The organism is Serratia sp. BFP-2025, assembly GCF_050880365.1.
Classification (GTDB): domain Bacteria; phylum Pseudomonadota; class Gammaproteobacteria; order Enterobacterales; family Enterobacteriaceae; genus Serratia; species Serratia surfactantfaciens.
Genome location: NZ_JBPAFV010000001.1, coordinates 780,870 through 806,451, shown reverse-complemented (window position 1 = coordinate 806,451; position 25,582 = coordinate 780,870). Strand labels below are relative to the sequence as shown.

The following is a 25,582-nucleotide window of genomic DNA, read 5'->3' as shown; positions in this document are numbered from 1 at the left end:
AAAAACAAATGTCGTATAACAAGCAGCTCCGAGGGGTGTCCTGTTACGGGCTGAGATGGCGTAAGCCGAACCCTTTGAACCTGATCTGGGTCATGCCAGCGAAGGGACGGTTAGGCAACAACGCAATCACCCGTTGCCTGTTCATACCTCAGCGTGCCCGGATCTCCACTGACTCAAGGAGGTCCCATGTCCATCACCACCCTGTTCGAAAGCGGTCTTTACGGCCGGCTGCGGCAACAAGCCGGCAGCCACTGGCAGGACTACGTCGATCACCCGTTTCTGCAGCAGTTGGCCGCCGGTACCTTGCCCGAACGCGCTTTTCGTCGCTACCTGACCCAGGACTATCTGTTCCTGCTGCACTTCGCCCGCGCCTACGCGCTGCTGGTCAGCAAGCTGCGCACCCTGCCAGAGATGCGTGCCGCCACCGCCTCGCTCAACGGCATCGTCGCCGAACTGCCGCTGCACGTGGCCTACTGCGCCGAATGGGGGTTGAACGAGGCGCAGATCGCCGCCCAGCCGGAAGCGGCGGAGACCATGAACTACACCCGCTACGTGCTGGATATCGGCCATGCCGGCGACGCCCTCGATCTGCTGGCCGGCCTGCTGCCCTGCGTGGCCGGCTATGCCGAAATCGGCCTGCGGCTGCTGCACGATCCCGCCACCAAAATGGAGGGGAATCCTTACGCCTCCTGGATCCGCAACTACGGCGACGAGGGCTATCTGGCCGGCGTGCGCGCCGCCATCGAACTGCTGGAGACCGTCGGCCATCAGCGCGGGGCGCAGAGCCGCCTCACCGAGCTGGCGCAGATTTTCACCACCGCCACCCAGCTGGAATCGGCATTTTGGCAAATGGGGCTGAACGCCTCATGACTTCCCCGCTTCTCCCGCCCGGCATCCAGGTGCGGGATCTCAGCCTGCGTTTTGGTCAGCAAATCGTCTTCGACCGGCTGAGCTTCGACATCGCCGGCGGCAGCTTCGTCGCCCTGCTCGGCGCCAGCGGCGCCGGCAAAACCAGTTTGCTGAAGATCATCGCCGGGCTGGCGCAGGCCAGCTCAGGCACGGTGAGCGGCAGCGACGGCCTGCCGATCGCCGGGCGCATCGCCTACATGGGGCAGAAAGACCTGCTCTACCCCTGGCTGACTATCGAGGAGAACGTCGCCCTCGGCTCGCGGCTGCGCGGCGAAGCGCCGGATCGGGCGTGGGCGGCGCACCTGCTTGAGCGCGTGGGCCTGGCCGCGCATGACCGCAGCCTGCCCGCCGCGCTGTCCGGCGGCATGCGCCAGCGCGCCGCCATCGCCCGCACGCTCTACGAACGCCAGCCGATCGTACTGATGGACGAGCCCTTTTCCGCGCTGGACGCCATCACCCGCGCCGAGATCCAGAGCCTGGCCGCCGAGCTGCTGGCGCAAAACACCGTGCTGCTGATCACCCACGATCCGATGGAGGCCTGCCGCCTGAGCCACCGCCTGCTGGTGCTGTCGCCCTGGCCGCTCGGTCTCGACGATAGCCACTGCATCAAAGGGCAGCCGCCGCGCGCGCCGGATGACGCCGACCTGCTGAAAAGTCAGGCCGAGCTGCTGCAGCAGATGGTGAGGGCGGCGCAATGAATATCGCCAAAGAACGCGGGCTTACCCGCCTGCGGCGCGGGCTGACGGTGTTCGCCGGCCTGCTGCTGCTGTGGTGGCTGGCAGGGCAAAGCGGCATCCCGGCCTTTCTGCTGCCCACGCCGGGCGCGGTGGCGCAGGCGCTGTGGGACGGGCGCGGCTACCTAGCCTGGCACACGCTGGTCACCGCTTCGGAGATCGTCAGCGGGCTGGTTCTGGGCGTGTTGCTCGGCGCGGCGCTGGCGCTGTGCATGATCTTCTCACCGCGCCTGCAGCGCTGGCTGATGCCGCTGGTGCTCACCAGCCAGGCGATACCGGTGTTCGCCCTGGCCCCGCTGCTGGTGCTGTGGTTCGGCTTCGGCATGAGCGCCAAGGTGGCGATGGCGGTGCTGGTGATCTTCTTCCCGGTGGTGTCGGCCTTCTTCGACGGGCTGCGCCGAGTCAACAACGACTATCTCGATCTGGCGCGCACGATGCGCGCTTCGCGCTGGGCGCAACTGCGGCACGTGCGGCTGATGGCGGCGCTGCCGGCCTTCGGCTCCGGCCTGCGCATGGCCGCTGCGGTCGCGCCGATCGGCGCCATCATCGGCGAATGGGTCGGCTCGGCCGAAGGGCTGGGCTACGTGATGCTGAACGCCAACGCGCGCATGCAGACCGACGTCTGCTTCGCCGCGCTGTTTATTCTAGTGCTGATGACCGTGTTGCTGTGGGCCGCGGTGGATGCGCTGCTGCGGCGCCTGATCGCCTGGGCGCCGGAAAACGACTGATGATTGCAACCATAACCAGGGATAAAGGAACGACCATGATTAAACATACCCTCTGCGGGCTGTTGCTCGGCGCCGCCATCACCGGCCAGGCCGGCGCGGCCGAGAAATTGACGCTGGTGCTCGACTGGTACATCAACCCCGATCACGCATCGATTATGGTGGCCGAGCAGATCGGTGCCTTCAAGGCCGCAGGGCTGGACGTCAAGATCGTGCCGCCGTCCGATCCGGCGCTGCCGCCGCGGCTGGTGGCCGCTAAACAGGCCGATCTCGCCATCACCTATCAGCCGCAGCTGCACTTCTTCGCCGATCAGGGCCTGCCGCTGATGCGCGTCGGCACGCTGATCAACACGCCGCTGAATACGGTGATCGCGCTGGACAAGAACATCGCCTCGCCGGCGGATCTCAAGGGCAAAACGGTGGGTTACTCGGTCAGCGGCATCGAACAGGCGACGCTGGCCACCATGGTTGAACACGAGCATCTCAAACCGCAGGATATCAAGCTCATCAACGTCAACTTCCAGCTGACCAGCGCCCTGCTGGCGGGCCAGGTCGATGCGGTGATCGGCGGCTACCGCAACATCGAAGCGCTGGAGCTCAAGCTGCAGGGTAAAGAACCGGTGGTGTTCAACGTCGAAGATTACGGCGTGCCGGCCTACGACGAGCTGATCATCGTCGCCAACCGCGATGCGGTGAACGAGCCGAAAATTCGCAAATTCCTCGCCGCGCTGAAGCAAGGCAGCGACTACCTGCACGCGCACCCGCAGGACACCTGGCTGGCGTTTGCCAAGGCGCACCCGGAGCTGAATACCGAGCTGAACAAGCAGGCCTGGCAAGCCAGCCTGCCGCTGTTTGCGCGCGATCCGGCCAAGCTGGATCGCGCGCGCTACCAGGCTTACGAGCAGTTCCTGTTCGACAACAAGCTGATCAAGAAAATCACCCCGGTAGAACAGTACGCGGTGGAGCTGGACTGATCACGCCGAGGCGGCGCATTCCGGTATAGGTTGCCCCACAACGCCCGATGAGCCTCACCGGGCGTTGTGGCAAATGCAACGAGTCACGCATCAGCAAGGCATGACGCTTATTCTCTCTTGCTCTGAGAGGAAGAGTCGGATGCGTTTTGCTTTATTCGAATTTCGATAACAGGGTTCATGACCTACTGTTGTTCACCCGAATAGCGCGTGAAACGGCGTTCAACAATTCAGGGACATCCATTTTTGGCAACACCACCTCGATAAAGGCTAATTGCGGGCTGTCTGCCACTGCGCTCATGGCCTGTTGCAACTGCGCCGCTTCGGTAACACGCATCACCTGCACCGAATGTTCGCCCGCGAATGCCTGCAGCAAAAGCGTCCAATTCCACTGGGCAATATCATGGTAACGCTGCTCTGGTCTATGGATTGCCCGCTCAACGGTGTACCCCTCGTTATTCAATAAGAAAATGATGGGGTTCAAACCGTCACGCACCATCGCCCCCAACTCTTGCGCGGTAAACTGGGCGGAACCGTCGCCGATCAGCACCACCACTCGACGCCCAGGCTCAGCGGTTTGCACGCCCAAAGCGGCCGCCAACGTATAACCCACCGATGCCCACAGAGATTGGACAATAAATTTGCACCCCTGAGGCAATCTCAACGTCGCGGCGCCAAAACAGGCCGTTCCTTGATCTGCGAAGACAATATCTCCAGGCCGCAAGAAGCCCTGAATTTGCCGCCACAAGACATTCTGATCGAGACGCTCCTGTTCAAAACTCAGCGGCATCGGGCGGTTCATTCTGGGTGATTGCCACTGTTTCGCCAGCGGTAAACTCAGTTGGCGTAGTGCGCTAACGGCGACAGGCATGGGAACCTGGCTGAAAACTTGTTGCCCGACGCGCGCTTCAAACGGGTGAATACTGATGCATTTCTCCACGGGAAGGGAGTGACTAAACCCCGCCGTGACGATATCAGTGAACAGCACGCCGACGTTGATCACGATGTCCGCCTCTTCTACCCACTGTTTGACCTGCGGAGGGCTAGCCTCGCCGGCATAGGTGCCAATGAACTCGATGTGGGTTTCATCCGCCACACCTTTGCCTGACAATAGGACAGCATGCGGCACCTTAACCTCATCCATCCACAGCCTCAACGTTTCCGCGGCGTTGAAGCGTTCAGTCATGCCCCCCGCCAATACCGAAACCCGGCGCGCTGCTTGCAGTTTGTCGCCCGCCGCCGCAATAAACCCCTGTAATGAGGCTTCCGACAACTCTGCCTGACGCAATACCAGCGACAATGGCCGTGAGGCTAACGGTGTTTCCGCTACGTCACAGGGAAGCACCAGGTGCACCGGGCGGCGTTCAAACAACGCCGTCGTCAACAAACGATCGATTTCAGCTTCGGCATTGTCGGCAGTGAGACAGGCCTGCGCCACGGTCACTTCCTTCGCCATGCGGACAAAATGCCCGAAGTCGCCATCCCCCAGCGAATGATGAAGCAAGCAGCCAGCTTGCTGAACGCGCAGAGCCGGCGCACCGACCACATGGATCACCGGCACATATTCGGCATAGCTGCCGGCAATGCCGTTGACAGCGCTGAGCTCACCCACGCCGAAGGTTGTCAGCAATGCAGCCGCCGGCTTGCAGCGCGCGTAACCATCGGCAGCATAAGCCGCATTCAACTCGTTGGCACAGCCTACCCAAGAGATCTGTCGATGAGCGCTCACATGATCGAGAAACTGCAAATTGTAATCACCCGGTACTCCAAATACATGGCGGATGCCGATCTGGGCCAAGCGATCGAGAAGGTAATCAGCTACGGTATAATTTTCAGCCATGGCAAGAACCTGCTTAAAAGTGAAAAGCGCTGAACGAGACCACAGTCAAAAGACTTCTTGTGTCGGGCGCAGAACGATTTCATTGATGTCCACATCGGCAGGTTGCTCAATTGCATAGGCAATGGCCCTTGCCACGGAATCAGCCGGGATAGCCTGCTGATAAAACGCCTGTATAAAATGGGCGCTCTCTGCGTCCGAGCTGCCGAACTTCAATTCTGAATCCACCGCGCCCGGACAAAGAGTTGTGGTTCGAATATGCGCACCGGCTTCATGACGCAGCCCCTCCGAAATCGCACGTACGGCAAATTTCGTCCCGCTATAAACGGTGCCGCCGGGGCTGAAAACTTTTATCCCGGCAACCGAAGCGATATTAATGAAATGCCCCTCATTTTGTTTTTCGAAAATCGGTAGCGCTGCGGCAATGCCGTACAACACCCCTTTAATATTGATGTCGATCATCCGCTCCCATTCATCAACTTTCGTCATATTCATCGGTGCGATAGCCATCAGCCCGGCATTGTTAATCAAGACGTCAATACGGCCAAATTGCATGACAGCTGTAGACATCAGGGCGCTCACCTCATCGCGTTGTGTAACATCGACCTGTAGCGCCAAGGCTTTGCCCCCTGCGGCAATGCATTCACTGGCCAACAGATCGAGACGTTCCTTACGGCGCGCCGCCAACACCACCGTCGCACCAAGAGAAGCCAGATGGCGGGCGGTGGCAGCCCCCAACCCACTGCTGGCTCCCGTAATAACAACCACCTTGCCAGAAACGTTCCCCATTTTTCCTCCTCATCGCCAAGCGAGAATGAATTTATCCATCATTTGTTGACTTCCACACCGTCTCAATAACCGGCACGGCAATACGCGCCAGATTAATGACAGGCGGGAAGTCAGCGTGATTATTAAACAGAGTCAGAGCAAAAAATGTTTATAGCAATAAAACTGTCAACCCCAGATACAATTAATCGATGACAGCTTCGACGATAGAGACATAACAGCCAGTATTGATGATACGATTCAGTTTTAAATCGGCGCCAGCCAGCAAGGCGCGCAACTTTTCTTCAGATCGGGTTTGCCCGCCGTCAAAACTTGCCAGCAACAATAAATCAATTTCATTCCCCCCATGCCAGGCATTACCTTTCGGGATCACAGGTTCCATAATCAGCAGTTTTGAATTTTCGTGCATGGCATTACGACAAGAACGTAATATCGTCATCGCCTGCTCATCAGGCCAGTCCATGGTGATGTATTTCAACAAATAAAAATCGGCCGTAGGGCAAGACTCAAAGAAACTGCCTGCCTGAGTTTGCCAGCGTGAATCATCGCCCAACTCCCAAAGACGGTTTCGCGCCAAAACTTCGGGCCGATCAAAAAGAATGCCGTGCAGCGTGGGATTATGGCGTAAAACGTTCAGTAAAAGCCCGCCCATCCCCCCGGCAATATCCACCACCGTTGTATGTTCAGGGAAATTATAACCATTTATCAAGAATAGGTTTTCCACCGAAGACATCGAGGACATACCGGTATGAAAATCATACCCTTCTCTTTTATTTTTATCATTTGACCAATATTCATAGAAAGACATGCCGTATGCATTTTTAAAGGCAGAGTCGCTGCGCAGGCTGTCAACAAGATTACCCAACGGTGACCAAAATGTTTCATCAGTCAGCATAAGCACCGCTGAACGCAGCGATTGAGGGGCATCCGAACAAAGAAACTCTGCAGCCGGCGTCAGTGAAAAACGCCCCCCTTCCACTTCTTCAAAGATTTGCCTCGATGCAAGCATGCGCATGATGCGATACAGCTTCTGCCCATCGACATTAACTTCTCGACCGAGTTCATTTGCCGATCTGGCGCCCGCCTTGAGATAATCCGCGATACCTAAAACCGTCGCGGCCCGCAACGCGGCCTGGTAGGTCATCCCCATTGATTGCTCCAGAAGGTGGACTGCCGCCGCATCACGCTCGGAAATACCATTGCGATTACTTTCCATAAAATCATTTCCTCTTCTCATTTATCCACTGAAAAAAGCCCGAAACAAACCATTAAAGAAACCGAATTAGTCACCATTTGAAAATAAATCAAACACGCTTGCAGCGTGACCGACAGGTAAAGTATGACACAGCAGAACATTACCTTAATTGACAATAATTATTGGATAAAACAGCCATTCCCACCCGTATGAAAAACGAGATAGGCATAATAAAAAACTTATTCATTTAGCTATGCAGTTAGCATTTAATTTTTAGATAACCGCACCTCTTAACATTAGCAAGAAAATAAAAACCTCATTCATTGCATTTTAAATAATTCAATTTAAAATAACCATACAAACAAAAAGGTTTATAGGATTCAGATCAAATTCTGGTCGCTTTAAATAGAAAGTCAAGGCTGTTTATTTTTCTCAACACAACCAATTGATAAGCATAATTAAATAAAACACCAAAATACTATAAGCGCGAAGAGCATTCAGGCTGGCATGTTATTTGTATTGATGTCATTAGTGGGGGCCCTGCCTCTGACAGCCGTTACGGCTGGCCCCCTCAGTTTCGCTTTCGTCGGTAAAAATACTCCGCCGCGCGGCGATTACGGTTTGCATCGCGACTGCGTTTTGAGCGAGCCATCATTCAATCGCTCACGAACACAAGCCGCTGCTGCAGCTTACGTCACCTGATCACGCCGAGGCGGCCGGCGGCGCCACCGTCACTTCGCCCTGGCCGCTGCGCTGCAGGGCCGCCTTCACCAGCCCATTGGCCTTGCAGCGTTCGATAAACGCGTTCACATAGGCGGCGCCCTGCGTGTTTTGCCGCGGCACCGCCATCGCCTGACGGATGGCGGTGAAATGCCCCTCCAGCACCCGGTAGCCCGGATGGGCGGCCGCGGCGGCCAGCAGCGGCTGACGCACGCCGGCCGCCGCCTCCAGCCCCCGTTCGAAAAACAGCGCGATCGCCTCGGCAGAGGTTGCCGCCCGCACCAGTTGCGCCTGCTGCAGCGTGCGCGATAAAAACAGGTCATACGCCGCCCCCTGGCCGACCGCAATGCGCACTTCCGGCCTGTCGAGCTGCGCCACCTCAAAGTAAGGCGCGTCGTTCGCCACCAGGTAAGTCCCCTCGATGATCACGTAGGGTTCGCTGAACGCAATCTGCGCCGCGCGCACCGGCTCGATGGCCATAAACGCTAGGTTCCAGGCGCCGCTGTCCAGATCGGCGAACACCTTGCCCGCCGCGTCATAGGTCACCAGCTCGAGCGTCACGCCCAGTTCCTGAGCCAGCGCGGTGGCCAGCTCCACCGAAGCCCCCTGCGGTTTGCCGCCGGCCCCCGCCTGCGCCAGCACCGGATTGCCGTAGTTGATCGCCGCGCGCAACACGCCTTGCGGGGCCAAATCCTCGAGTACCGCTGCGGAAATCGTCTGCATACTTCCTCCTGAATGGCTGATGGGCGCGCCGTCGTGGCGCTCATTAAGCGTAGAGCGAAACCTCCGACCAGCAAGCTTTCGCCGCCGTGGCCGCCGCTGGCGTGATTAACGTCACACTATCGTCATAAAAATGTACAATAGCCGCCGCTCGTCGGCCGTAGCGGGAGATCGCGCGTTGTTCCGCCGCCGGCAATAGGCTATACCCTTCACTTTTCGCGCCGCGGCACGGCCGGCGGCGCAGACCAGGGCAGCAACGTTTTTTCCAATCAGACAGGGTTTGGCGGATGGTTTTAGCAGTCGTTTCGTTTGTTCTCTTTTTGGCGTCGATCTTGATTTATCGCACCCGGGCCGCCGCCAACCGCTGGTGGTTCGCCATTTTGCTGACGCTGCTCGGCAGCTATCTGGTGCTGAACGTCATTCTGATCGCCAGCAACTACTTTACCGGCGACGGCATCACCGATGCGGTGATCTACACCGTCACCAGTAGCCTCAAAGGCGCCGGCGTCAGCAAATACGTGCTGCCGTTTATCGGCCTGCTGGCGGCGCTGGGGGGAATTTTCGCCGTGCTGGCCCGCAGCCTGCTGCGCCGCAAGGCCAAAGGCAGCAGCGTGGCCTACAGCGTCGTCGCCGTGCTGCTGGCGCTGTTTTCGGTCGGCACCACCCCGGCGTTTCAGGACATTTCGCTGCTGGTCAAGAGCCAGATCGTCGGCGATACCGCCGATTTCACCACCTACTACAAGGCGCCGAAAAAGACCGTGCAGGGCAAGCGGCCGAACCTGGTGTATATCTATGCCGAGAGCCTGGAGCGCACCTACTTCGACACCGAGCTGTTTCCCGGTTTGGCCGACGAACTGAATGCCCTGCGCGCCGACAGCATCGACTTCAGCAACACCCAGCAGCTGCCGGGTACCGGTTACACCATCGCCGGCATGGTCGCCTCGCAGTGCGGCATTCCGCTGTTCGCGCCCTTCGACGGTAACGCCTCCAGCGCGGTCTCCACCTTCTACCCGGAGAACGTCTGCCTGGGCGACGTGCTGAAGGCCGCCGGCTACAGCAACTATTTCTACCAGGGCGCCGAGCTGGCGTTCGCCGGTAAAGACACCTTCCTGAAATCCCACGGCTTCGATCACGTTTACGGCTTCAAAGAGCTGCGCGATCGGGTCGCCGATCCAAGCTATAAAAACGACTGGGGCTGGTACGACGACACCGTGCTGGACGTGGTGTACGGCAAGTTTGTCGAACTGTCCGAACAGCGCCAACCGTTCTCGCTGTTTACCCTGACCGTCGACACCCATCACCCGGACGGTTTTATCTCCGCCGGCTGCAGCAAGCAAAGTTACGCCTGGCAGAATAAGGACAACCGCTCGCTGAGCGCGGTGGCCTGCAGTCAGCAGCACATCGCCGCGCTGATCGACAAGATCAAACGCTCACCGTACTTCAGCAATACCGTGATCGTGGTGTCTTCCGACCACCTGGCAATGAACAACACCGCCTACGACATTCTGACCAAGCAGAAGCGCCGCAACCTGTTCTTCATCATCGACGGCACCCGGCCGCAGGCGGAGCAGCGCCACGAAAAGCGCAGCACACTGGACAACGGCGCCACGGTGCTGGACGTGATGGGCGGCGACAACTACATCGGCCTCGGCCGCAGCAGCCTGTCGGCGCCGTCGCTGTCTACGGTGTTCCTGAACATCGAAGAGAAGATCAACGGCTGGAAACCGGCGGTGATCAACCAGTGGGGTCTGCCGAACCGCATCAGCGACTACAGCGTGGATACACGCCAGCGCAGCTTCAGCTTCTCCGGCGTCACCTATAAGGTGCCGTTCATCCTGCGGGTGGGCGATAACCGCATCGAACCGATGTTCAACGTCTATCTCTCCACCCCGCTGCGCAAGCAGCTGGCCGGGCTGGGGGCGGGGGAGAAATTCGTCTGGGTCGATAAATGCTACGAGATCGGCCGGGTCTGGGCGCCGCAGTTGGCGCTGAGCACCGACATCTGCGTGGCCTCAGGTACCCTGGCCTCGCCGCCGCAGATCGCGCAGGCCAGCGGCGAGCGCTTTCGCGGCAAGGTAAACTTTGGTGCCCCGACGGCGGACAGCGTCGCCGACTACCAAAACGCCGTCGCCCGCCTGCAGGTGGACGACGCGGCGGTGAAATACCGGGCGGACGCCATCGAGTTCATGCTGCCCGGCATGCCGGAACAGGTGAAGGCCATCACCGGCGTCTCCGCCGTCGAGGAATGGGGCCGCTGGTCCGACGCCAATCTGGCGCCGGCGGTGAACATCGATTACGTCGATCCGCTGCCGAAAACCTTCGATCTGGTGCTGCGCGCCCGCGCCTACGGCAACAACGTCGGCGAACCGATTTCGGTGCGCGTCGGCGACGAAGAGCGTTTCGTGTCGCTCGGCGAACAGGACAGCACCGTCACCCTGCGCTTCGATAACCCGCGCGGCGCGCAAAACATCAGCATTACGCCGCCGGCGCCGACCGAGCCGAAAGAGAGCGCCAGCGGCGGCTTCACGCCGAAGAAACTGGGCATCGGCCTGGTGTCGCTGAAGGTCGAAGCGGCCGACCCCGCTTCCTGATCCCCCTGCGCCGCGGGCGCGGTATTTTCTTTGCCGCGCCCGTCATTTCGACCAAGCTTTTACGCCTTTCTTCGGCTAACCTGTGACGGTGAAACGCCGCAGCCCCGCCACAGAGCCGGGACATCCAAGGAGAAAGTATGAGCTATGCCCCACCTCGCAGCGGCCTCAGCGCCGATCAGGCACTCGATCAACTGGAAGCCCTGTATGACGCCGCGGTAGACGCGCTGCGTCAGGCGGTCAGCGACTTTATCAGCCACGGCACGCTGCCGGATCCGCAGGCGCGCGCCGCCGGGCTGTTCGTGTACCCCGAGCTGCGCGTCAGCTGGGACGGGCAGCAATCCGGCCCGAGCAAAACCCGCGCCTTCGGCCGCTTTACCCATCCCGGCAGCTACAGCACAACCGTGACCCGGCCGCAGCTGTTCCGCCACTATCTGGCCGAGCAGCTGGCGATGCTGGAACACGATTACGCCGCCCATATCGAAGTGGCGCCGTCACAGCAGGAGATCCCGTTCCCTTATGTCATCGACGGCTCCAGCCTGGCACTCGACCGCTCAATGAGCGCCGGCATCGCCCAGCATTTCCCGACCACCGAGCTGGCGCAGATCGGTGACGAAACCGCCGACGGCCTGTACCACGCCACCGACAATCATTTCCCACTGTCGCATTTCGATGCGCTGCGCGCGGACTTCTCGCTGGCGCGCCTGCGGCACTACACCGGCACGCCGGTGGAGCATTTCCAGCCGTTCGTGCTGTTCACCAACTACACCCGCTATGTGGACGAGTTCGTGCGCTGGGCCTGCGCGCAGATCGCCGATCCGGCCAGCCCATATATCGCGCTCTCCAGCGCCGGCGGCGCCTACATCACGCCAGAAACCAGCGCGCCCGAGCAGACGGTGTCCGACCTGGCCTGGAAAAACAACCAGATGCCGGCCTATCACCTGATCTCACGCACCGGTCAGGGCATCACGCTGATCAACATCGGCGTCGGCCCGTCCAACGCCAAGACCATCTGCGATCACCTGGCGGTGCTGCGCCCGAGCGCCTGGCTAATGATCGGCCACTGCGGCGGCCTGCGCGAAAGCCAGGCGATCGGCGACTATGTGCTGGCCCACGCCTATCTGCGCGACGATCACGTGCTGGACGCGGTGCTACCGCCGGATATCCCGATCCCGAGCATCGCCGAAGTGCAGCGCGCCCTGTATGACGCCACCAAAATGGTCAGCGGCATGCCCGGCGAAGAGGTCAAACAGCGCCTGCGCACCGGTACCGTGGTCACCACCGACGACCGCAACTGGGAGTTGCGCTACTCCGCTTCGGCGCGCCGCTTCAACCTCAGCCGCGCGGTGGCGGTCGACATGGAGAGCGCCACTATCGCCGCCCAGGGCTACCGCTTCCGGGTGCCGTACGGCACGCTGCTGTGCGTCTCCGACAAACCGCTGCACGGCGAGATCAAACTGCCGGGCCAGGCCAACCGCTTCTACGAAGGGGCGATCTCCGAGCACCTGCAGATTGGCATCTGCGCCATCGATCTGCTGCGCGCCGAGGGCGATCGCCTGCATTCGCGCAAGCTGCGCACCTTCAACGAACCACCGTTCCGCTAACGGTGCACAGGCCCGCTGCGGCGGGCCGTTTTTTCCTCAACGCACCAGCGCCAGCGCGCGCTTCTCCTGGCTGCGGCCGCCGGCGATCGACAACAGCAGGTCTTTCACCAGCAATGCCGGGGCGGACAGCGCCTGTTGGCCCGACATGCACAGCGACAGCGGCACCGACATCGTCGGCGCATTGATGCGCGCCATCCAGGCCTTGGCCGGGCCGATCATCGCGCGCGCCACCGATTCCGGCAGCACGGTCGCCCCCAACCCGCTGGCGATCGCGGCGCTCAGCGCGCCCGAGGATTCAATCTCTCCCACCACGTTGATCGCCAGTTTGCGCAGCGCCATCGCCTCTTCCAGCTGGTTGCGCACCGCATCCCCCTCGCGCGGCAGAAACAGGTTCAGCCGCGCCACGTCCAGCAGCTCGACGCTGTTGCCGGGATGCGGCACCGCGCGCGTCGCCACCAGATAGAGATCTTCCCGCATCAGCGCGATAGCGTGCTGACCGGCGGGCATTTTGGCGCCGTAGATCATCGCCATATCCAGCGTCTGATTGGCTACCTGCCCGGCCAACGCCGCGCCGCTGTTTTCATGCAGGCTGAGCAGAATGCCCGGCTGTTGATCGCGCAGGGTCTGCAGCAGCGGTAGCGCCAGCTGCGCCGCAGTGCTGCCCGACGCCAGCCCGAGAGACACCTGGCCGCTCATCGCCTGCCCGGCGCTGTTGACCGCACTCTGCGCCTGTTCGCACTGGCGCAGAATGGTCTGCGCGTGGGCATAGAGAATATTGCCGGCCTCGGTCGGCTGCACACCGCGCTTGGTGCGGATCAGCAGCTGCTGCTTCAACTCCCCTTCCAACGTTGCCAATTGCTGGCTGAGCGCCGGCTGGGCGATGTGCAACACCTCCGCCGCCTGGGTCAGGCTGCCAATATCGACGATTTTCACGAAGTACTTCAGACGTCTGAAATTCATAGTGCCTCCAGCGAGCCGCTAAATTGAGAATGCCGAAATCCGGTTATTCAATCGCAGCAAGATCCGGGCCAGAGTCGGTAAATGCCCCGAGAAGCGGGATACGCGGCGGCAAACGGCCGTTCGCCGGGCAGCGCGCGCCACAACGCAGGGCATGCGTTGCACCATCGGTAGGCAACGGCCTTAAACAATGGGCAATCCGCCGGCACTGCGCACGGGATAAGCGACAAAAGCGAGAAAAAGCAGCAGGTTGGGCAATCTTGCAGCAAACGAACGCATCGGGCGTTTTCAGGCTTTACAAGCCGCAACCGCCCCGCTATTATTCGCCCCGTTCACACGATTCCTCTGTAGTTCAGTCGGTAGAACGGCGGACTGTTAATCCGTATGTCACTGGTTCGAGTCCAGTCAGAGGAGCCATATTTAGAGAAGCCCGCTCAGGGAAACCCGAGCGGGCTTTTTGCTGCCTTTCGATCCACATCCAGCGTAACTGGTGTTGTGAGTTGAGGTCATTTCAGTTCGATAATGGAATGGCCAGCCTACCTCTTTATCCAACGCGAAATTTTTCCGCGGCAGCATAAGACGGCCAGAATCAACAGCGGTGGGATGATTAATGCGGAAAAAACCGAACCCGATAGCCGGGTTCGGTCCATTCAAATATAAGGCTTGACCATCTATCACATAAGGTGCGCTCTAAGCATGACGCATCTTTTGGCCGTTGAAGATAGCCGGGGCCCATCAAAGTCCCCAACCTAATCATATAGCCAATTGTTTTTTCAGCTTATTTATTCTTCCGGTGGCATTTTTATAGGGTGATGCAGTATTAAATTGAATCATTCGTCCTCGCGTCCATTGATTATACCAAGGCTTACCGTAAAGTTCGTCGTTACTGAACTGCTCGATCAAAGTCACGAGTTGCTGTTTATTTTCCTTTAACCGTAACAATAAGGCGCCATATTCCGTGATGTCCCCATAGTCGCGGTAGAATTTCTGTGCCAAACGCCCTAACTCATTCCATTTATACCCCTCTTCAGGAAAAACGATGGTTTCCCCCTTTGCCTCCTGCTCATGCCAGTGCAGCACCAGATCTCCCCAACCAATCAGATAAGAAACCAGATTCGCCACGCTGATCGTAGTTCCCTTGACGTGCCCCTCCAACAGAGATTCAAAGGCAAGCTTGGGCGCAATAGACTCCAGCTTCTTATTTAATAACGAATAGTTACTATTAATAGCTTTAATTAACTCATCTTTTGATTCCGGCACAGCCATATACCATACTCCCTATATAGTTAAAAATCGGTTACACAGCTATTTCTAGTGATTCAAGGTCTGATTAACATAATCCACTACCTGTTCAAACTGTTTATCGACAAAAAAATGATCGGCACCAGGAAATATAATAGTCCGCGTCTCTTGCGTGGTGAATTTTTTCCACGCGGGTAATTCATCCTGCATGATCAGGCTGTCACCATCGCCGTGAAATAGCACGATCGGGCAGGTTAACGTACGTGCTTTGGTCTGAAAGGCATACTGTTCATAGAGCCGATAATCATTTTTGATAATGGGTGTGAAAATCGCCATCAACTCTTTATTGCGAAAGACATCAACCGGCGTTCCTCCGAGCTTGGCGATCTCTTCCATAAATGCCTGATCGGGCAAGGTATGCAGTATTGTCTCGTGAGAGACCCTATCGGGCGGGCGGCAGCCGGAAAAAAACAGCGCGCGTGGCATATCATGCCCATGTTCGAGAATATAATGCACCAATTCGAAAGCCATAATACTGCCCAGGCTATGTCCGAAAATAGCGTACTCCACACCCGTATCGTGCTTCGCAAATTGCTGATAGAGGTCAGCGACAGCGTCCGCCATCGTAGGGCATAGCGGCTGGCGTATTCTCGTACCCCGCCCCGCAGGCTCTAAAGGCCGCAAGGTGATATTGTCCGACAACACGCTACGCCATTTATAGTACATGGCGGCAGATCCGCCTGAATATGGCAAACAATACAAACTGATATTACTCATCACCCCGCTCCTTGCTGTGTAATAAAATTCGTTTAATTTGATGATTTAATGTCAAGACGAAAGCCAACAGAACAATACCGATTGGCAGCGCCAACACGCTCAATGGCCCCCATAGCAGGATAAAACGCCAGTCGAGTCCTGGAGAAAATACGCCCGGTGCGGCACAGAGCACGGCGGCCACGAACACGGGCACCGCCAAGGTGATGGCGTAGTCGCGCACGCGTAGGCGTAGGCGCCGCTGTTTTCCAGCGCTGCGGGCAGTTGCGCGATAAAGACGGTAAGCCACGCGCACCACCGCCGCCGCCACCAAGAAACACAGCAACAACGCGAGGTAGGTAAAGAGGGTGTCGCCGGCGGCAATCGCATCACCGGCACCGTCAGCGTACTTGTTAATGCGCAGATAATTATCGATATCCGCACAGAGTTGCAATATCAGGTTCGAATTCATATTTGCCAGCGCAACAATGCCAATCTGCTGCTCCGGCCGCAATGCAATACAGGAAGAAAAATTCGGATTCTGCCCTCCGTGGCTGATGTAAGGGCCTTGATTCTGGTCGATAAACCAGCCGCTGGCATATAATATCCGGTTATCTGCGGTGAAAGGGACATCGCTATTACCCCGCCAGCTGTTATCCATCGCGTCACGCAGCGTGGCTGGCACGGCATTTCTCCGCAACCATGCATCTATCCATATCTCCATATCCGGTAGCGTGCTATGAATATAGGCGGCAGGAACATGATTACGGGCAAGGGGGGCAGAGAACAGAACGGGTTTGCCGAATCCCAGTTTATAGCCGTTCGCCTTGTTGACGATGGTCACGTCGCCACTCGCCGCCACAGTGGAGGACATTCCCAGCGGCAGCGTGATGCGTTCTGCAATGGTCTCTGCAAACGTTTTTCCCGTCACTTTTTCAATGACCGCCCCCAACACGTCATAGTTAGCAGAGGCATAGTAAAACTGCGTACCTGGCGCAAACAGCAAATTCTCGTCGCGCAGTTGCTGCGCCACAGCGATCCCCTGCATAGGCGTTTCCAACCTGGCCAGTGTAGAAAAGGGCAAGCCCGACGTATGATAAAGGAAATCAGCCACGGTCAGGGTGATAGGTTTTCCCTGATAATTCAACCGCATATCAGGAAGATAAGTAGCGATGTCATCCTCCTGCCGGAGTTTGCCCTCCCGTATCAGCGATTGCAAAACCAGCCCGGTGAACGCCTTACTCATCGATCCCAGCTCATACACCTCGTCGAGCGCATTCGCTTTTTTGCCGGCCACGTCGGCAAAACCGTAGACAAATCGCTCACGCGCCCCCGCAATGGTCACACTCACGGAAAGCGCCGGAACCTTGGCCTCCAGCATCCGCTGGTGAATTAATGCCGCCAGGCGCTCATCTTGCGCACCGACGGGATCATGTTCTTGCGCCAGCGCGCCCATGGCAGAAATAAACAGCAGCACGCAGCACACGAGGCGATATAACGCTTTACGTTTAATGTGTCCCATCGTTGTCATCCTGTGAACGCCCTATAAAACATCATCAACACATTTGGAGATATATTCACTGTGCTCGCGGATACCGGGTCTGGCATAGATATCGGCGACTGACAGTCCGATTTTATAAATGTGGTTGCAGCTATTGACGAAAGAAATAATGTGCATTGAGGTAGCACCGTATTCGAAAATGACCGTTTGTTCGTCATAACGATCGATGCATAACAACGAACGCCAGGTTTTTTCCACAAAATCGCTGACTGATAAATAACTCACCGGCAACGTAGCGCTTTCTTCCGCTTCGCTGGCCTGAATTTCGTACCGGATGCGATCAAACGAATAACCGGGTAAACCGATAGTCTGCGCGGTATGCATTTCCGGTAAGCGAACCGTTGCACCTCGCTGCCACAGCGCCGCAAACAACGGCAAAACATCCTCAGGCGTATCCGTATCCAGCACGGGGAAAAACACCGTTTGCCCCACCCACTGCGCATGCTGGTGATACAACGCGGAAAACGTCCCCGCACGACCGATTTCCAGCATCAGCGTTCCCGCTGTCAGCGCCAGATTGGCCAATGTTTCGCGCAGGTCGCTGTTGTCGGCCAACATCTGTCCCGGTGTCGTCTCAGCCGCGATCACCTGCTGAACGACGTTATCCAGTGATAGGGTGCGCGCAACATACTGCGCCGCCGCTGCGCCCGTCTGGTAGCCGATGTGCTGCACCGGCGAGATCCCCTGTCCGATCAGCCATTCGCTAAGGCTCACCTGCTGGATAAACTGGCGCAACGCGGGTGTCCAATCTGCCGGCACGTAGATTTGCGCAACGTCGTGGGATAAGCGCTGGTGCCGTCGGCGCAAGTCAGGTTGACGTGCAAGCAGGTATGCCATGGTACTCTCCAGCGCATCGTCCCGGTCTGGATAGAGGAACACCACGGTGTTTTCCGCACTGATGGGCGTAAAAGGCATGTCGGCATGCCGACGCTCCGCCAGACTTGCGCACAACGCCGCCAGGCTGTGCGCTGCCAACGCGCAGCGATACGGAAAATGCGCCCGACGCTGCGAGAGCGTGTAGGCGACGCGATCCTTATCTTCCTCGGCATAGGTCGCCAGCGCATGGTGATGAACATCCAGCTGTTGTCTAAGTGCCGATGCCGTTTTGGCGCTAAAGAAAAACAGGCGGCGCTCATTACATTGCGCCACTTGTGCAGGCGTCTCACACCAGTTTTGCAAAATCAACTGTGCGTTGGTTCCCCCCAGCCCGAATGAACTGACGGCAGCATGAATCCATTTCGTTTGCGGTACAGATGTCACTAAATCACTGAGATAAAATGGCGAGCTCGGCTGCAACAACCTTTTATGCTTATGTACCAGGTTGATCTGCGAGGGAACTACGCCGGTATGCAGCGTCAGTGCGGTTTTCATTAAGCTGACGATACCGGAGGCGACCCCCAAATGCCCCAGGTTGGCTTTTACCGCACCCAGTTGAATGCTGTGCGGCGCGCATGCCGGTGCGAAAACCCGATACAGCGCTTCCAACTCAATCTCATCGCCCAACGGGGTGCCGGTACCGTGCGTTTCGATCAGTGCGATATCGGTCGGCGCGACTTCGGCGGCGGCAAGCGCCGTGTTGATCACCTCCACCTGCCCCTCAACGCTGGGGGCGACAAACCCCAATCGGCGCGCGCCGTCGTTATTCACCGCGCCCCCCTTGATCACCGCATACACCCTGTCCCGATCGCGCAGCGCATCCTCGAGACGTTTCAGCACCACCACGCCCGCACCACTGCTGTATACGGTGCCGGTCGCGTCGGCGCTAAAAGGGGCGCAGTGTCCGTCTTGCGACACCAGCTTATCGCCTTGCGGGCTGTAGCCATCCGCCTGTAAAAAGCCCAGGGTGACACCACCTGCCAACGCGACATCGGCTTGAAAAGCCAATAGTCCTTCACACGCCAGATGCGCCGCCACCAACGAGCTGGAACAAGCGGTCTGTACGCTCACCGCCGGTCCGGTAAACCCCAGCTTGTACGCAACCTGGGCGCACAGGTAATCCTTTTCGTTGCCAATCTGCGCCTGTAGATAGCGGCGATCTCCGCTCTTCTTCAGGTACGGATAGACGCGGTCGATAAAATAGTTATTGGCATAGGCCGCTCCATAGACGCCAACCCGCTTAAGCTGCGTGGGAATATAGCCCGCATGCTCGAGCGCGTTGTAACAGCACTCCAGAAACACCCGTTGCTGCGGATCCATCAACAGGGCTTCGCCGGGCGGAATATTGAAGAATGCCGCATCGAAGTCATAGGGATCGGCAATCATATTGCGCAACCTAATCCAAGGGTTCCCGTTGTCATCTGCAGTGTATGTCGGCTGGGTAAGCGCCTCGCCTGCCAACAGTTTGTCCCACCACTCCGGCACTGATTCCGCACCGGAAAAACGGCCGCTCATGCCAATAATGGCAACGTCCAACGGGCCGCAGGTAAATTCATCCTTTGCCATTGTTTGTTCCTTAAGGGTTGGCATCGCGTTCATAGCGCCCACAGCGTCGGTGTGCCCGTCGGCGTGGCGCAGTGTTGGCGTAACCAGGCATCCAGCGCAGTGAGGCTGTTCTTGTAACGCGTCAGCAGCAGTTGCACGTCATTTAACGCAATGCGCGCAGGATCGTAACGGCAGTGGAAGGAGAGGCCATCCGCCGCCGAGCGCGCAATATTCCATTCCAGCGCGCAGCCAAGTGCGTTCTCCGGCGCGGTATAGATGTCGCTATGCAAATGATCAATATGAAAATGGCGGAGCGGAGGTTGCGCCTGTACGCCGATGTAGTTCACTCGGACGCCTTGTGCATGAAGGCCCTCCGGCGCATGGCGCATTTGCAGCAGGCCATAATCTCCCCCGCCGTGCGTGCGTGTTGCCAAATCGGCAGCGATCGCAGGCAACAGTGTCGCCACATCGCTCTGCAGTGGGATCACCCAAGGATAAAACATGGTGAACCACCCAACCGTGTCCGCAACATCAGGCTCATCGGGCCAGCAACCGCGTCCCATCCCTTCCATCTCGATGCGGCAACACGCCTCATCGCTGTAGTGACGCAGCGCCAGCGCCAGCGCCGTCAGCACATAGGTTTCAGCGCTGTACGCGGTATCTCCACGGGATTCAAACAGCCTGCCGACGCAGGGGTGGCGAAAGTCTTCACGCCAGGCGCGCGTACGGGGCAATGCGTCATCCGCCGGTGACACGGACGGGAAATGCGGCGGCGGCGTTTGGCATACCGCGCGCCAGTTGTCGTGCGTGCCGACGTCTACCGTTTTGCTCGCCAGATAGTCGTTCCAGTGCAGGAGGCCGCTGTTGCTGGCGCCGTTGACGGTGTTGGCGGCATCCAGCGCGCTGAGGATCAGATACCAAGAGTGCATATCCACGCACAGGTGATGGGCACATAGCACCAATCGGCTGGACGCCGGCTGCGGGGCCCGCAACAGGGCAGCCGTGAAGACGCGGCCGCTTGTCACATCGAGCGCACTATTGCACTGAGCGATCACCGCCGCCAACGTCCACTGCCCCGCCGGGTATTCCGTTAGCGCCCCGTTGGGATAGCACGCATCAGGATCGCATACCCGCAACCGTCCATCAGCGTCGAGCGCACTGCGCAAGGCGGGCTGCTGCTGGATTAACGCATGCAGCCTGTCGTGTAACTGTTCAATCGGGCAGCCCGGCAACGCTTGCAGCACAATGACATGGTTATAAACATCAGGCACAGGCAACGCCAACTGCTCAAACCAACGCAACGCGGGCAGATCGATGCGGGTGTTGAGGTCATGCTGCGCGGATTGAGGTGCCGTTGCATGATTGGCGAGAAAGACGCAGATGGCGTTCACCGTGCCACACTCCATCACCTGTACCGCCGGCATCGTCCTGCCGTGGCGTCTGAGCTGCGCCGCAATCTGGATACTCTTGATGGAGTCCAATCCCAGGACATAGAGGTTTTCGTCATCCGCGAACGCGGTTTGTTCCAGCGCCCCCTCCACGCAGGCCCGCACCGCACGCCTTATCGCCGTGTCCCCTTGCGGCTCGCCACCCGGCGCAGGCGCGGCGCTTCGGGCCACGGCGGCTATCTGGCGTACGTCCACCTTGCCATTGAGTGACAGCGGCAGTTGGGCGATGGCGCAACACTGCCGGGGCTGCATGTAGGTAGGCAATTGTTGCCGCAGGTGTTGCATCACGGTCGCCACATCAACGGATGACGGCGTCACGCAGGCCAGCAACCCGCTGTGCAGCCCCTGCGCATCATCAATCACCGCCACCGCCACACTTTCCACCTGAGGCGCGCTCAACAGCGCTTGTTCGATTTCGCGCAGCTCAATGCGGTAACCGTTGATTTTGATCTGATCGTCATCACGCCCCTGATAAGCCAGCATATCGGGGGCCATGACGTAGCCGATATCGCCGCTGCGATAACCGATCGTCACCCCATTGGCATCATTAAGGTAGGCTGCGGCCGTTTGTTGCGGCGCGTCGATATATCCCTGCGTCACTGACGCGCCGTAAATCACCAATTCGCCAGCCTCGCCTTCCGGCACCGGGCAACCCCAGGGGGAGCAAATCGCCACCTGACAGCCGTCGATCGCCACACCGATGGGCAACGCAGACTCAGCTTCCTGCCCGGTGTAGCGATAGATCATGCAGCCGACCGTGGCTTCTGTCGGCCCATATTCGTTATAGATCGCGGCCTGAGGAAAGAGATCGGCCGCCTTACGCGCCAGATCCCGTTTGAAATCCTCCCCGCCTACCACCAGGGTACGAATCCGATCGCTGCCGATGCCAGCCACACACAACAGCTGCAGGTGCGCAGGTGTAAGCTTGATAGCCGAGTTGGGCTGTTCAGCCACGGCCATACGCAGCAGTGCTTCACTCTCAGCGTGACGACAAACGCTGATGCTCGCGCCCACACACAAGGGGGCGAACAGCGTGGTGATGGTCAAATCGAAGGACAACGAAGAGTAGAGCGCAGCCCGGTCCTGCGCTGTAAAGTAACGTTCGGCGGCGAAATGGAGATAGTTAGCCAGATTGCCATGAGAAACCTGCACTCCCTTAGGCTCGCCGGTCGATCCGGAGGTAAACAGCACATAGGCCAGATCCTGCGGCTCAATGACGGACCAAGGCTCGCTAGCAAGCACCGGGGTCGTTGAGGCCACGCTCAAACTGGTCGCGGGAAACGCCAATGCCTGCGCCAGTTCCTGCATCGCCGGATCGTAAAGGATATGCGCCACCTGCGCTTTACAGCACATGGCGTGCAGGCGCGCCGTTGGCAACCTGGGATTGAGTGGCAGAAACGCCGCGCCACAGCGCAAGACACCGTAAATGGCCATCACCGTTTGTGCGCTGTGTTCGGCTGCAATCCCCACCACCTGACCGCGCCCGATCCCGAGCTGGCGTAGATAATGCGCCACCTGCTCAACGCCTTCGTCCAGTTGCCGGTAGGTCAAAGACTGTTCATTATCGAACAACGCCGTGCGATCGCCGTTTTCCGCAACCTGTGCCGCAAACAGGGACGAAAACAAGGGCCGGGTTGCGCCGCCCGCCAACGCGATGCGCGGTGCAGGATAGACGCCGAGCTCGCCTAAACGGGCGTCGGGCTGTGCATCCAGTGCCGTGACCAAATCCAGCAGGCCATTTTTTATCGCGGTCAGTTGGCGCGGTGCGAAAGCGCTGCGCAGTGCCTCCAGACTTAACCTAAGGCTTTCTTTATGATTATTAACAGTTTGCAAAACAATCTGTAGTTTGTAGGACTGCGCGCCGCTGTAGTAACTCTCCACGTACTGCGCGGCTCCCGCAATGTGGCGTTCATAGGTAAAGTTATAATAGTTAACGCAATAATCAAATGCCCGCAGCTGTCCGCCACCGCGTTCCGCCAAATCCTGATTGAATAAGGTAATGGGGTATTTACTGTGTTTAAAACCGCGTTCCAGTTCGCGTTGGAAAAAGGCGACCAGTTCACTGAAGCGAACCGTACGCGTCAGTCGATAAGCCAGCGGCAGATGATTGGTAAACATGCCAAAGCAACGTCGCGCCTCGCGAGAATGCCGGTTGGCTAACGGCACGCCTAACACGCCTTTTTCTTCCCCCCATACTCTGGCGCGATAGAGGGCGAACAGCGCGATAAACAGTGTGTTAAGCGTACACCGATAACGATCGCACAGCCCGTAGAGGCGGTTAATCATGGCCGGTTCGAGCCAGGTGGAACAACTGATGCCCTCAGTAGCGACGATGGGGGAATTGTCCGGAAAGCAGTCGCGATATTCGTCGATATAACAACGCCACCAGTCGCGATCGACGGCGAAGCGCGACGACCTTTGATAAAACTGCTGCTGCGCCAAAAATGCACTATAGGCTGGCGGCGCATCATCCGCTGTGTCCGGCTGTTCATACGCTCTTTTGACGTGGTTTGACAACAGCGCCATTGACCAACCATCGGCAATGCCATGGTGGGCTTTAAAGAAATAGCCGCTGTGCTGCTCGCCGCACGTAAAGGTGACGAACTCAAACAGATCGTTCTCCAGCGGCGTAAACGGCTGGCTGAGCCATTTATCGACGAATGCCTCGCTCGCCGCCGAGCGTGAGCGCTGCTCAGCACTGTCCGGGGCAAAGGTCAAATGGCGGATATCACGCCAGCGATAAGGCTGCACCTGACTGACCACCTCACCGCCCTCACCCATGACAAACCACATGCGCAACGCATCAAATTGCCGAATGGCGGACTGGATGGCCGCGTGCAGCCGGGGCAGATCGACAATCCCCTCAATGGCGACCACACCGCCAATGGTGTTTACGCCGCTATGAGGATACAGTTGGTCAATGATGTGGCACTGTTGCTGTGGCCACAACAACGGGTTGCACAGCGTCATGGCGCCACCTCCATATCAGGGTGCTGGGCGCGTACTGTCTCCTGATTCCATCGCAGCAGGCGCGGTGAAATCCGCAGCAGACGCCATGCCAACAACGCAGCCACGAAAGTGCCGCTCATCGCCCCAAAATAGACGCCGGTAATACGCATATCCAACACAAACGCCAGCAGGTATACGGCGGGGACAGAAATAAACACGTGACGCATCAGCGTCAGCAACACCGAATACCATGGCTTGGCGATAGCCTGATAATACTCGCTGGCCAACATGCTGACAGCGATAAAGGGCAGCGCCAGCGCCATGATGCGAGTTTGCAGCACCGCGTAGTCACTGACGGCGCCAACGTGGGTAAACAGGGGATAGATCCAGGGTGCCAGCACAATATGCGCGACGGCCAGTACCAGTACGATCGAGAAGGCCAGCGCGACGGCGGCCCAATAGGCATCCAGCGTGCGGGTAACATTGCCGCGCCCCCAGTTCTGCCCCACCACGGTCAGCAGCGCGGCGGCGATCGCCAGCATCGGCGTCATGATGAAATAGTCGATACGACCAGTCAGCGTAAATGCCGCCATCGCGTTGACGTCCAACCTGACAATGAAAAAATTATAAATCACGATGCCGATCGAAATGATCAGTTGCATCAGCATCTGCGCCAAGCCGACGGAGAGAAACTCCCGGTAGGTTTGCCAGGAGAATGGCCGTAATGCAATGCGTACGCTCAGCCCGAGGCGCAGCCCCATCAATGCGTAGAGGAAATAGACGACCACACTCAGTTGCGCCAGCAACGACGCCAACGCCACCCCTTTCACGCCAAAATCGAACACAAAGATCATGATGGGATCGAGCACGATATTCACCAGCGCCCCCAGCAACGAGGCCTTCATGATGACCATGATCTTGCCCGCGCCCTGAAACAACCCCATCATGACGCCAATCAACATGATGCTGAACACGGTCGGCAGCGAGTAGTAATAGAAGTCCGCCGCGTAGCCGATGATGCTCTCCGTGGCCCCCAGCGCGCGCAGTAGCGGTTGCGCATAAACATAGCCGAGCACGGCGATCACGACCGCGAAAAATAGCGCGATGGTGATACCGACCGACAAAATCTGCTGCGCCCGATCCAACCGCTGCATGCCGATGGTGCGGGACAGCAACGATCCCATACCGATTTGAATGCCGTTGGCGATGGCAAATAACCCCATCCCCACGGGAAAAATCAGCCCCACGCCAGCAATGATGCCGCTGTTGGCGACATCAATGTGGCTCAGCCAAAAAATATCGGCAATGGCATAGGTCACCTGCGTCAACATACCGACAAACATCGGCAACGCCATGCGCAGGAGTAATCTGTACAGCGAGCCGTCAAACATCCCCGCCACCGCGAACCGCTCATCGTTCGGCGTGTCGCTGTCTGGCTCAAGCTTATTCACCGTCATACCTG

General features: G+C 58.3%; 17 protein-coding genes, 1 tRNA gene and 1 riboswitch. Of the genes, 7 read left to right on the top strand and 11 right to left on the bottom strand.

Going from position 1 to position 25,582, the window contains the following annotated elements; genetic code table 11:
- Positions 1-21: 21 nt before the first annotated feature.
- A riboswitch (TPP riboswitch) is annotated at positions 22-124 on the top strand.
- A 62-nt stretch (positions 125-186) separates the two neighbouring features.
- From tenA to ACRAWE_RS03660, 4 genes are read left to right on the top strand one after another with little or no spacing between them, the layout of a single operon-like run.
- Positions 187-870, top strand: a complete 684-nt coding sequence (gene tenA, locus ACRAWE_RS03675) for a thiaminase II (RefSeq protein ID WP_019452504.1) — start codon at positions 187-189, stop codon at positions 868-870.
- Entirely contained in the window at positions 867-1,607 is a 741-nt protein-coding gene (locus tag ACRAWE_RS03670) for an ABC transporter ATP-binding protein (RefSeq protein ID WP_432524871.1), read from the top strand. The genes tenA and ACRAWE_RS03670 overlap by 4 nt, the downstream gene beginning before the upstream one ends.
- A complete protein-coding gene (locus ACRAWE_RS03665) occupies positions 1,604-2,371 on the top strand; it encodes an ABC transporter permease (RefSeq protein ID WP_019452502.1) in 768 nt (255 codons plus the stop codon). The genes ACRAWE_RS03670 and ACRAWE_RS03665 overlap by 4 nt, the downstream gene beginning before the upstream one ends.
- 35 nt (positions 2,372-2,406) lie before the next feature.
- The gene (locus ACRAWE_RS03660) at positions 2,407-3,342 is read left to right on the top strand and encodes an ABC transporter substrate-binding protein (RefSeq protein WP_432524869.1); all 936 of its coding nucleotides are present in this window, start codon (positions 2,407-2,409) and stop codon (positions 3,340-3,342) included.
- 175 nt (positions 3,343-3,517) lie between these two features.
- On the opposite strand, the gene ACRAWE_RS03655 is transcribed toward ACRAWE_RS03660, so the two are convergent.
- The 4 genes from ACRAWE_RS03655 to ACRAWE_RS03640 form a co-directional block, all read right to left on the bottom strand.
- Positions 3,518-5,179 (bottom strand): alpha-keto acid decarboxylase family protein, encoded by a 1,662-nt coding sequence (locus ACRAWE_RS03655; protein WP_432524867.1) that lies wholly within the window; start codon positions 5,177-5,179, stop codon positions 3,518-3,520.
- Between the two features lie 45 nt (positions 5,180-5,224).
- Positions 5,225-5,965, bottom strand: a complete 741-nt coding sequence (locus tag ACRAWE_RS03650) for an SDR family oxidoreductase (RefSeq protein WP_044030896.1) — start codon at positions 5,963-5,965, stop codon at positions 5,225-5,227.
- 181 nt (positions 5,966-6,146) lie between these two features.
- A complete protein-coding gene (locus ACRAWE_RS03645; RefSeq protein WP_261125708.1) occupies positions 6,147-7,178 on the bottom strand; it encodes a methyltransferase in 1,032 nt (343 codons plus the stop codon).
- 681 nt (positions 7,179-7,859) lie between these two features.
- Complete coding sequence (locus tag ACRAWE_RS03640) at positions 7,860-8,600, bottom strand: transporter substrate-binding domain-containing protein (RefSeq protein ID WP_432524864.1); 741 nt, start codon at positions 8,598-8,600, stop codon at positions 7,860-7,862.
- Between the two features lie 284 nt (positions 8,601-8,884).
- Here ACRAWE_RS03640 and opgB point away from each other — a divergent pair, with 284 nt between their 5' ends.
- Together opgB and ACRAWE_RS03630 are read left to right on the top strand one after the other, a co-directional pair.
- A complete protein-coding gene (opgB, locus tag ACRAWE_RS03635; protein ID WP_432524862.1) occupies positions 8,885-11,188 on the top strand; it encodes a phosphatidylglycerol--membrane-oligosaccharide glycerophosphotransferase in 2,304 nt (767 codons plus the stop codon).
- 137 nt (positions 11,189-11,325) lie between these two features.
- Positions 11,326-12,789 (top strand): AMP nucleosidase, encoded by a 1,464-nt coding sequence (locus ACRAWE_RS03630; RefSeq protein ID WP_019452498.1) that lies wholly within the window; start codon positions 11,326-11,328, stop codon positions 12,787-12,789.
- A gap of 36 nt (positions 12,790-12,825) precedes the next feature.
- Here ACRAWE_RS03630 and nac read toward each other — a convergent pair whose 3' ends face one another.
- Positions 12,826-13,749: a nitrogen assimilation transcriptional regulator NAC gene (nac, locus tag ACRAWE_RS03625; RefSeq protein WP_019452497.1), complete on the bottom strand. Its 924-nt coding sequence runs from the start codon at positions 13,747-13,749 to the stop codon at positions 12,826-12,828.
- Positions 13,750-14,087: 338 nt separating this feature from the next.
- Here nac and ACRAWE_RS03620 point away from each other — a divergent pair.
- Positions 14,088-14,163 (top strand) — tRNA-Asn (locus tag ACRAWE_RS03620).
- Between the two features lie 336 nt (positions 14,164-14,499).
- Here ACRAWE_RS03620 and clbS read toward each other — a convergent pair.
- The 6 genes from clbS to clbM are packed head-to-tail and all read right to left on the bottom strand — an operon-like array spanning position 14,500 to position 25,577.
- A complete protein-coding gene (gene clbS, locus ACRAWE_RS03615) occupies positions 14,500-15,012 on the bottom strand; it encodes a colibactin self-protection protein ClbS (protein WP_432524860.1) in 513 nt (170 codons plus the stop codon).
- A gap of 45 nt (positions 15,013-15,057) precedes the next feature.
- The gene (gene clbQ, locus ACRAWE_RS03610; RefSeq protein WP_073532143.1) at positions 15,058-15,765 is read right to left on the bottom strand and encodes a colibactin biosynthesis thioesterase ClbQ; all 708 of its coding nucleotides are present in this window, start codon (positions 15,763-15,765) and stop codon (positions 15,058-15,060) included.
- Positions 15,758-17,272: a precolibactin peptidase ClbP gene (clbP, locus tag ACRAWE_RS03605; protein ID WP_432524857.1), complete on the bottom strand. Its 1,515-nt coding sequence runs from the start codon at positions 17,270-17,272 to the stop codon at positions 15,758-15,760. The genes clbQ and clbP overlap by 8 nt, the downstream gene beginning before the upstream one ends.
- Before the next feature lie 12 nt (positions 17,273-17,284).
- Positions 17,285-19,744 (bottom strand): colibactin polyketide synthase ClbO, encoded by a 2,460-nt coding sequence (gene clbO / locus ACRAWE_RS03600; protein ID WP_432525563.1) that lies wholly within the window; start codon positions 19,742-19,744, stop codon positions 17,285-17,287.
- Between the two features lie 29 nt (positions 19,745-19,773).
- Positions 19,774-24,141: a colibactin non-ribosomal peptide synthetase ClbN gene (gene clbN / locus ACRAWE_RS03595; RefSeq protein WP_432524855.1), complete on the bottom strand. Its 4,368-nt coding sequence runs from the start codon at positions 24,139-24,141 to the stop codon at positions 19,774-19,776.
- Positions 24,138-25,577 (bottom strand): precolibactin export MATE transporter ClbM, encoded by a 1,440-nt coding sequence (gene clbM, locus ACRAWE_RS03590; RefSeq protein WP_432524853.1) that lies wholly within the window; start codon positions 25,575-25,577, stop codon positions 24,138-24,140. Before clbM ends, clbN begins: the two co-directional genes overlap by 4 nt.
- Positions 25,578-25,582 lie beyond the last annotated feature (5 nt).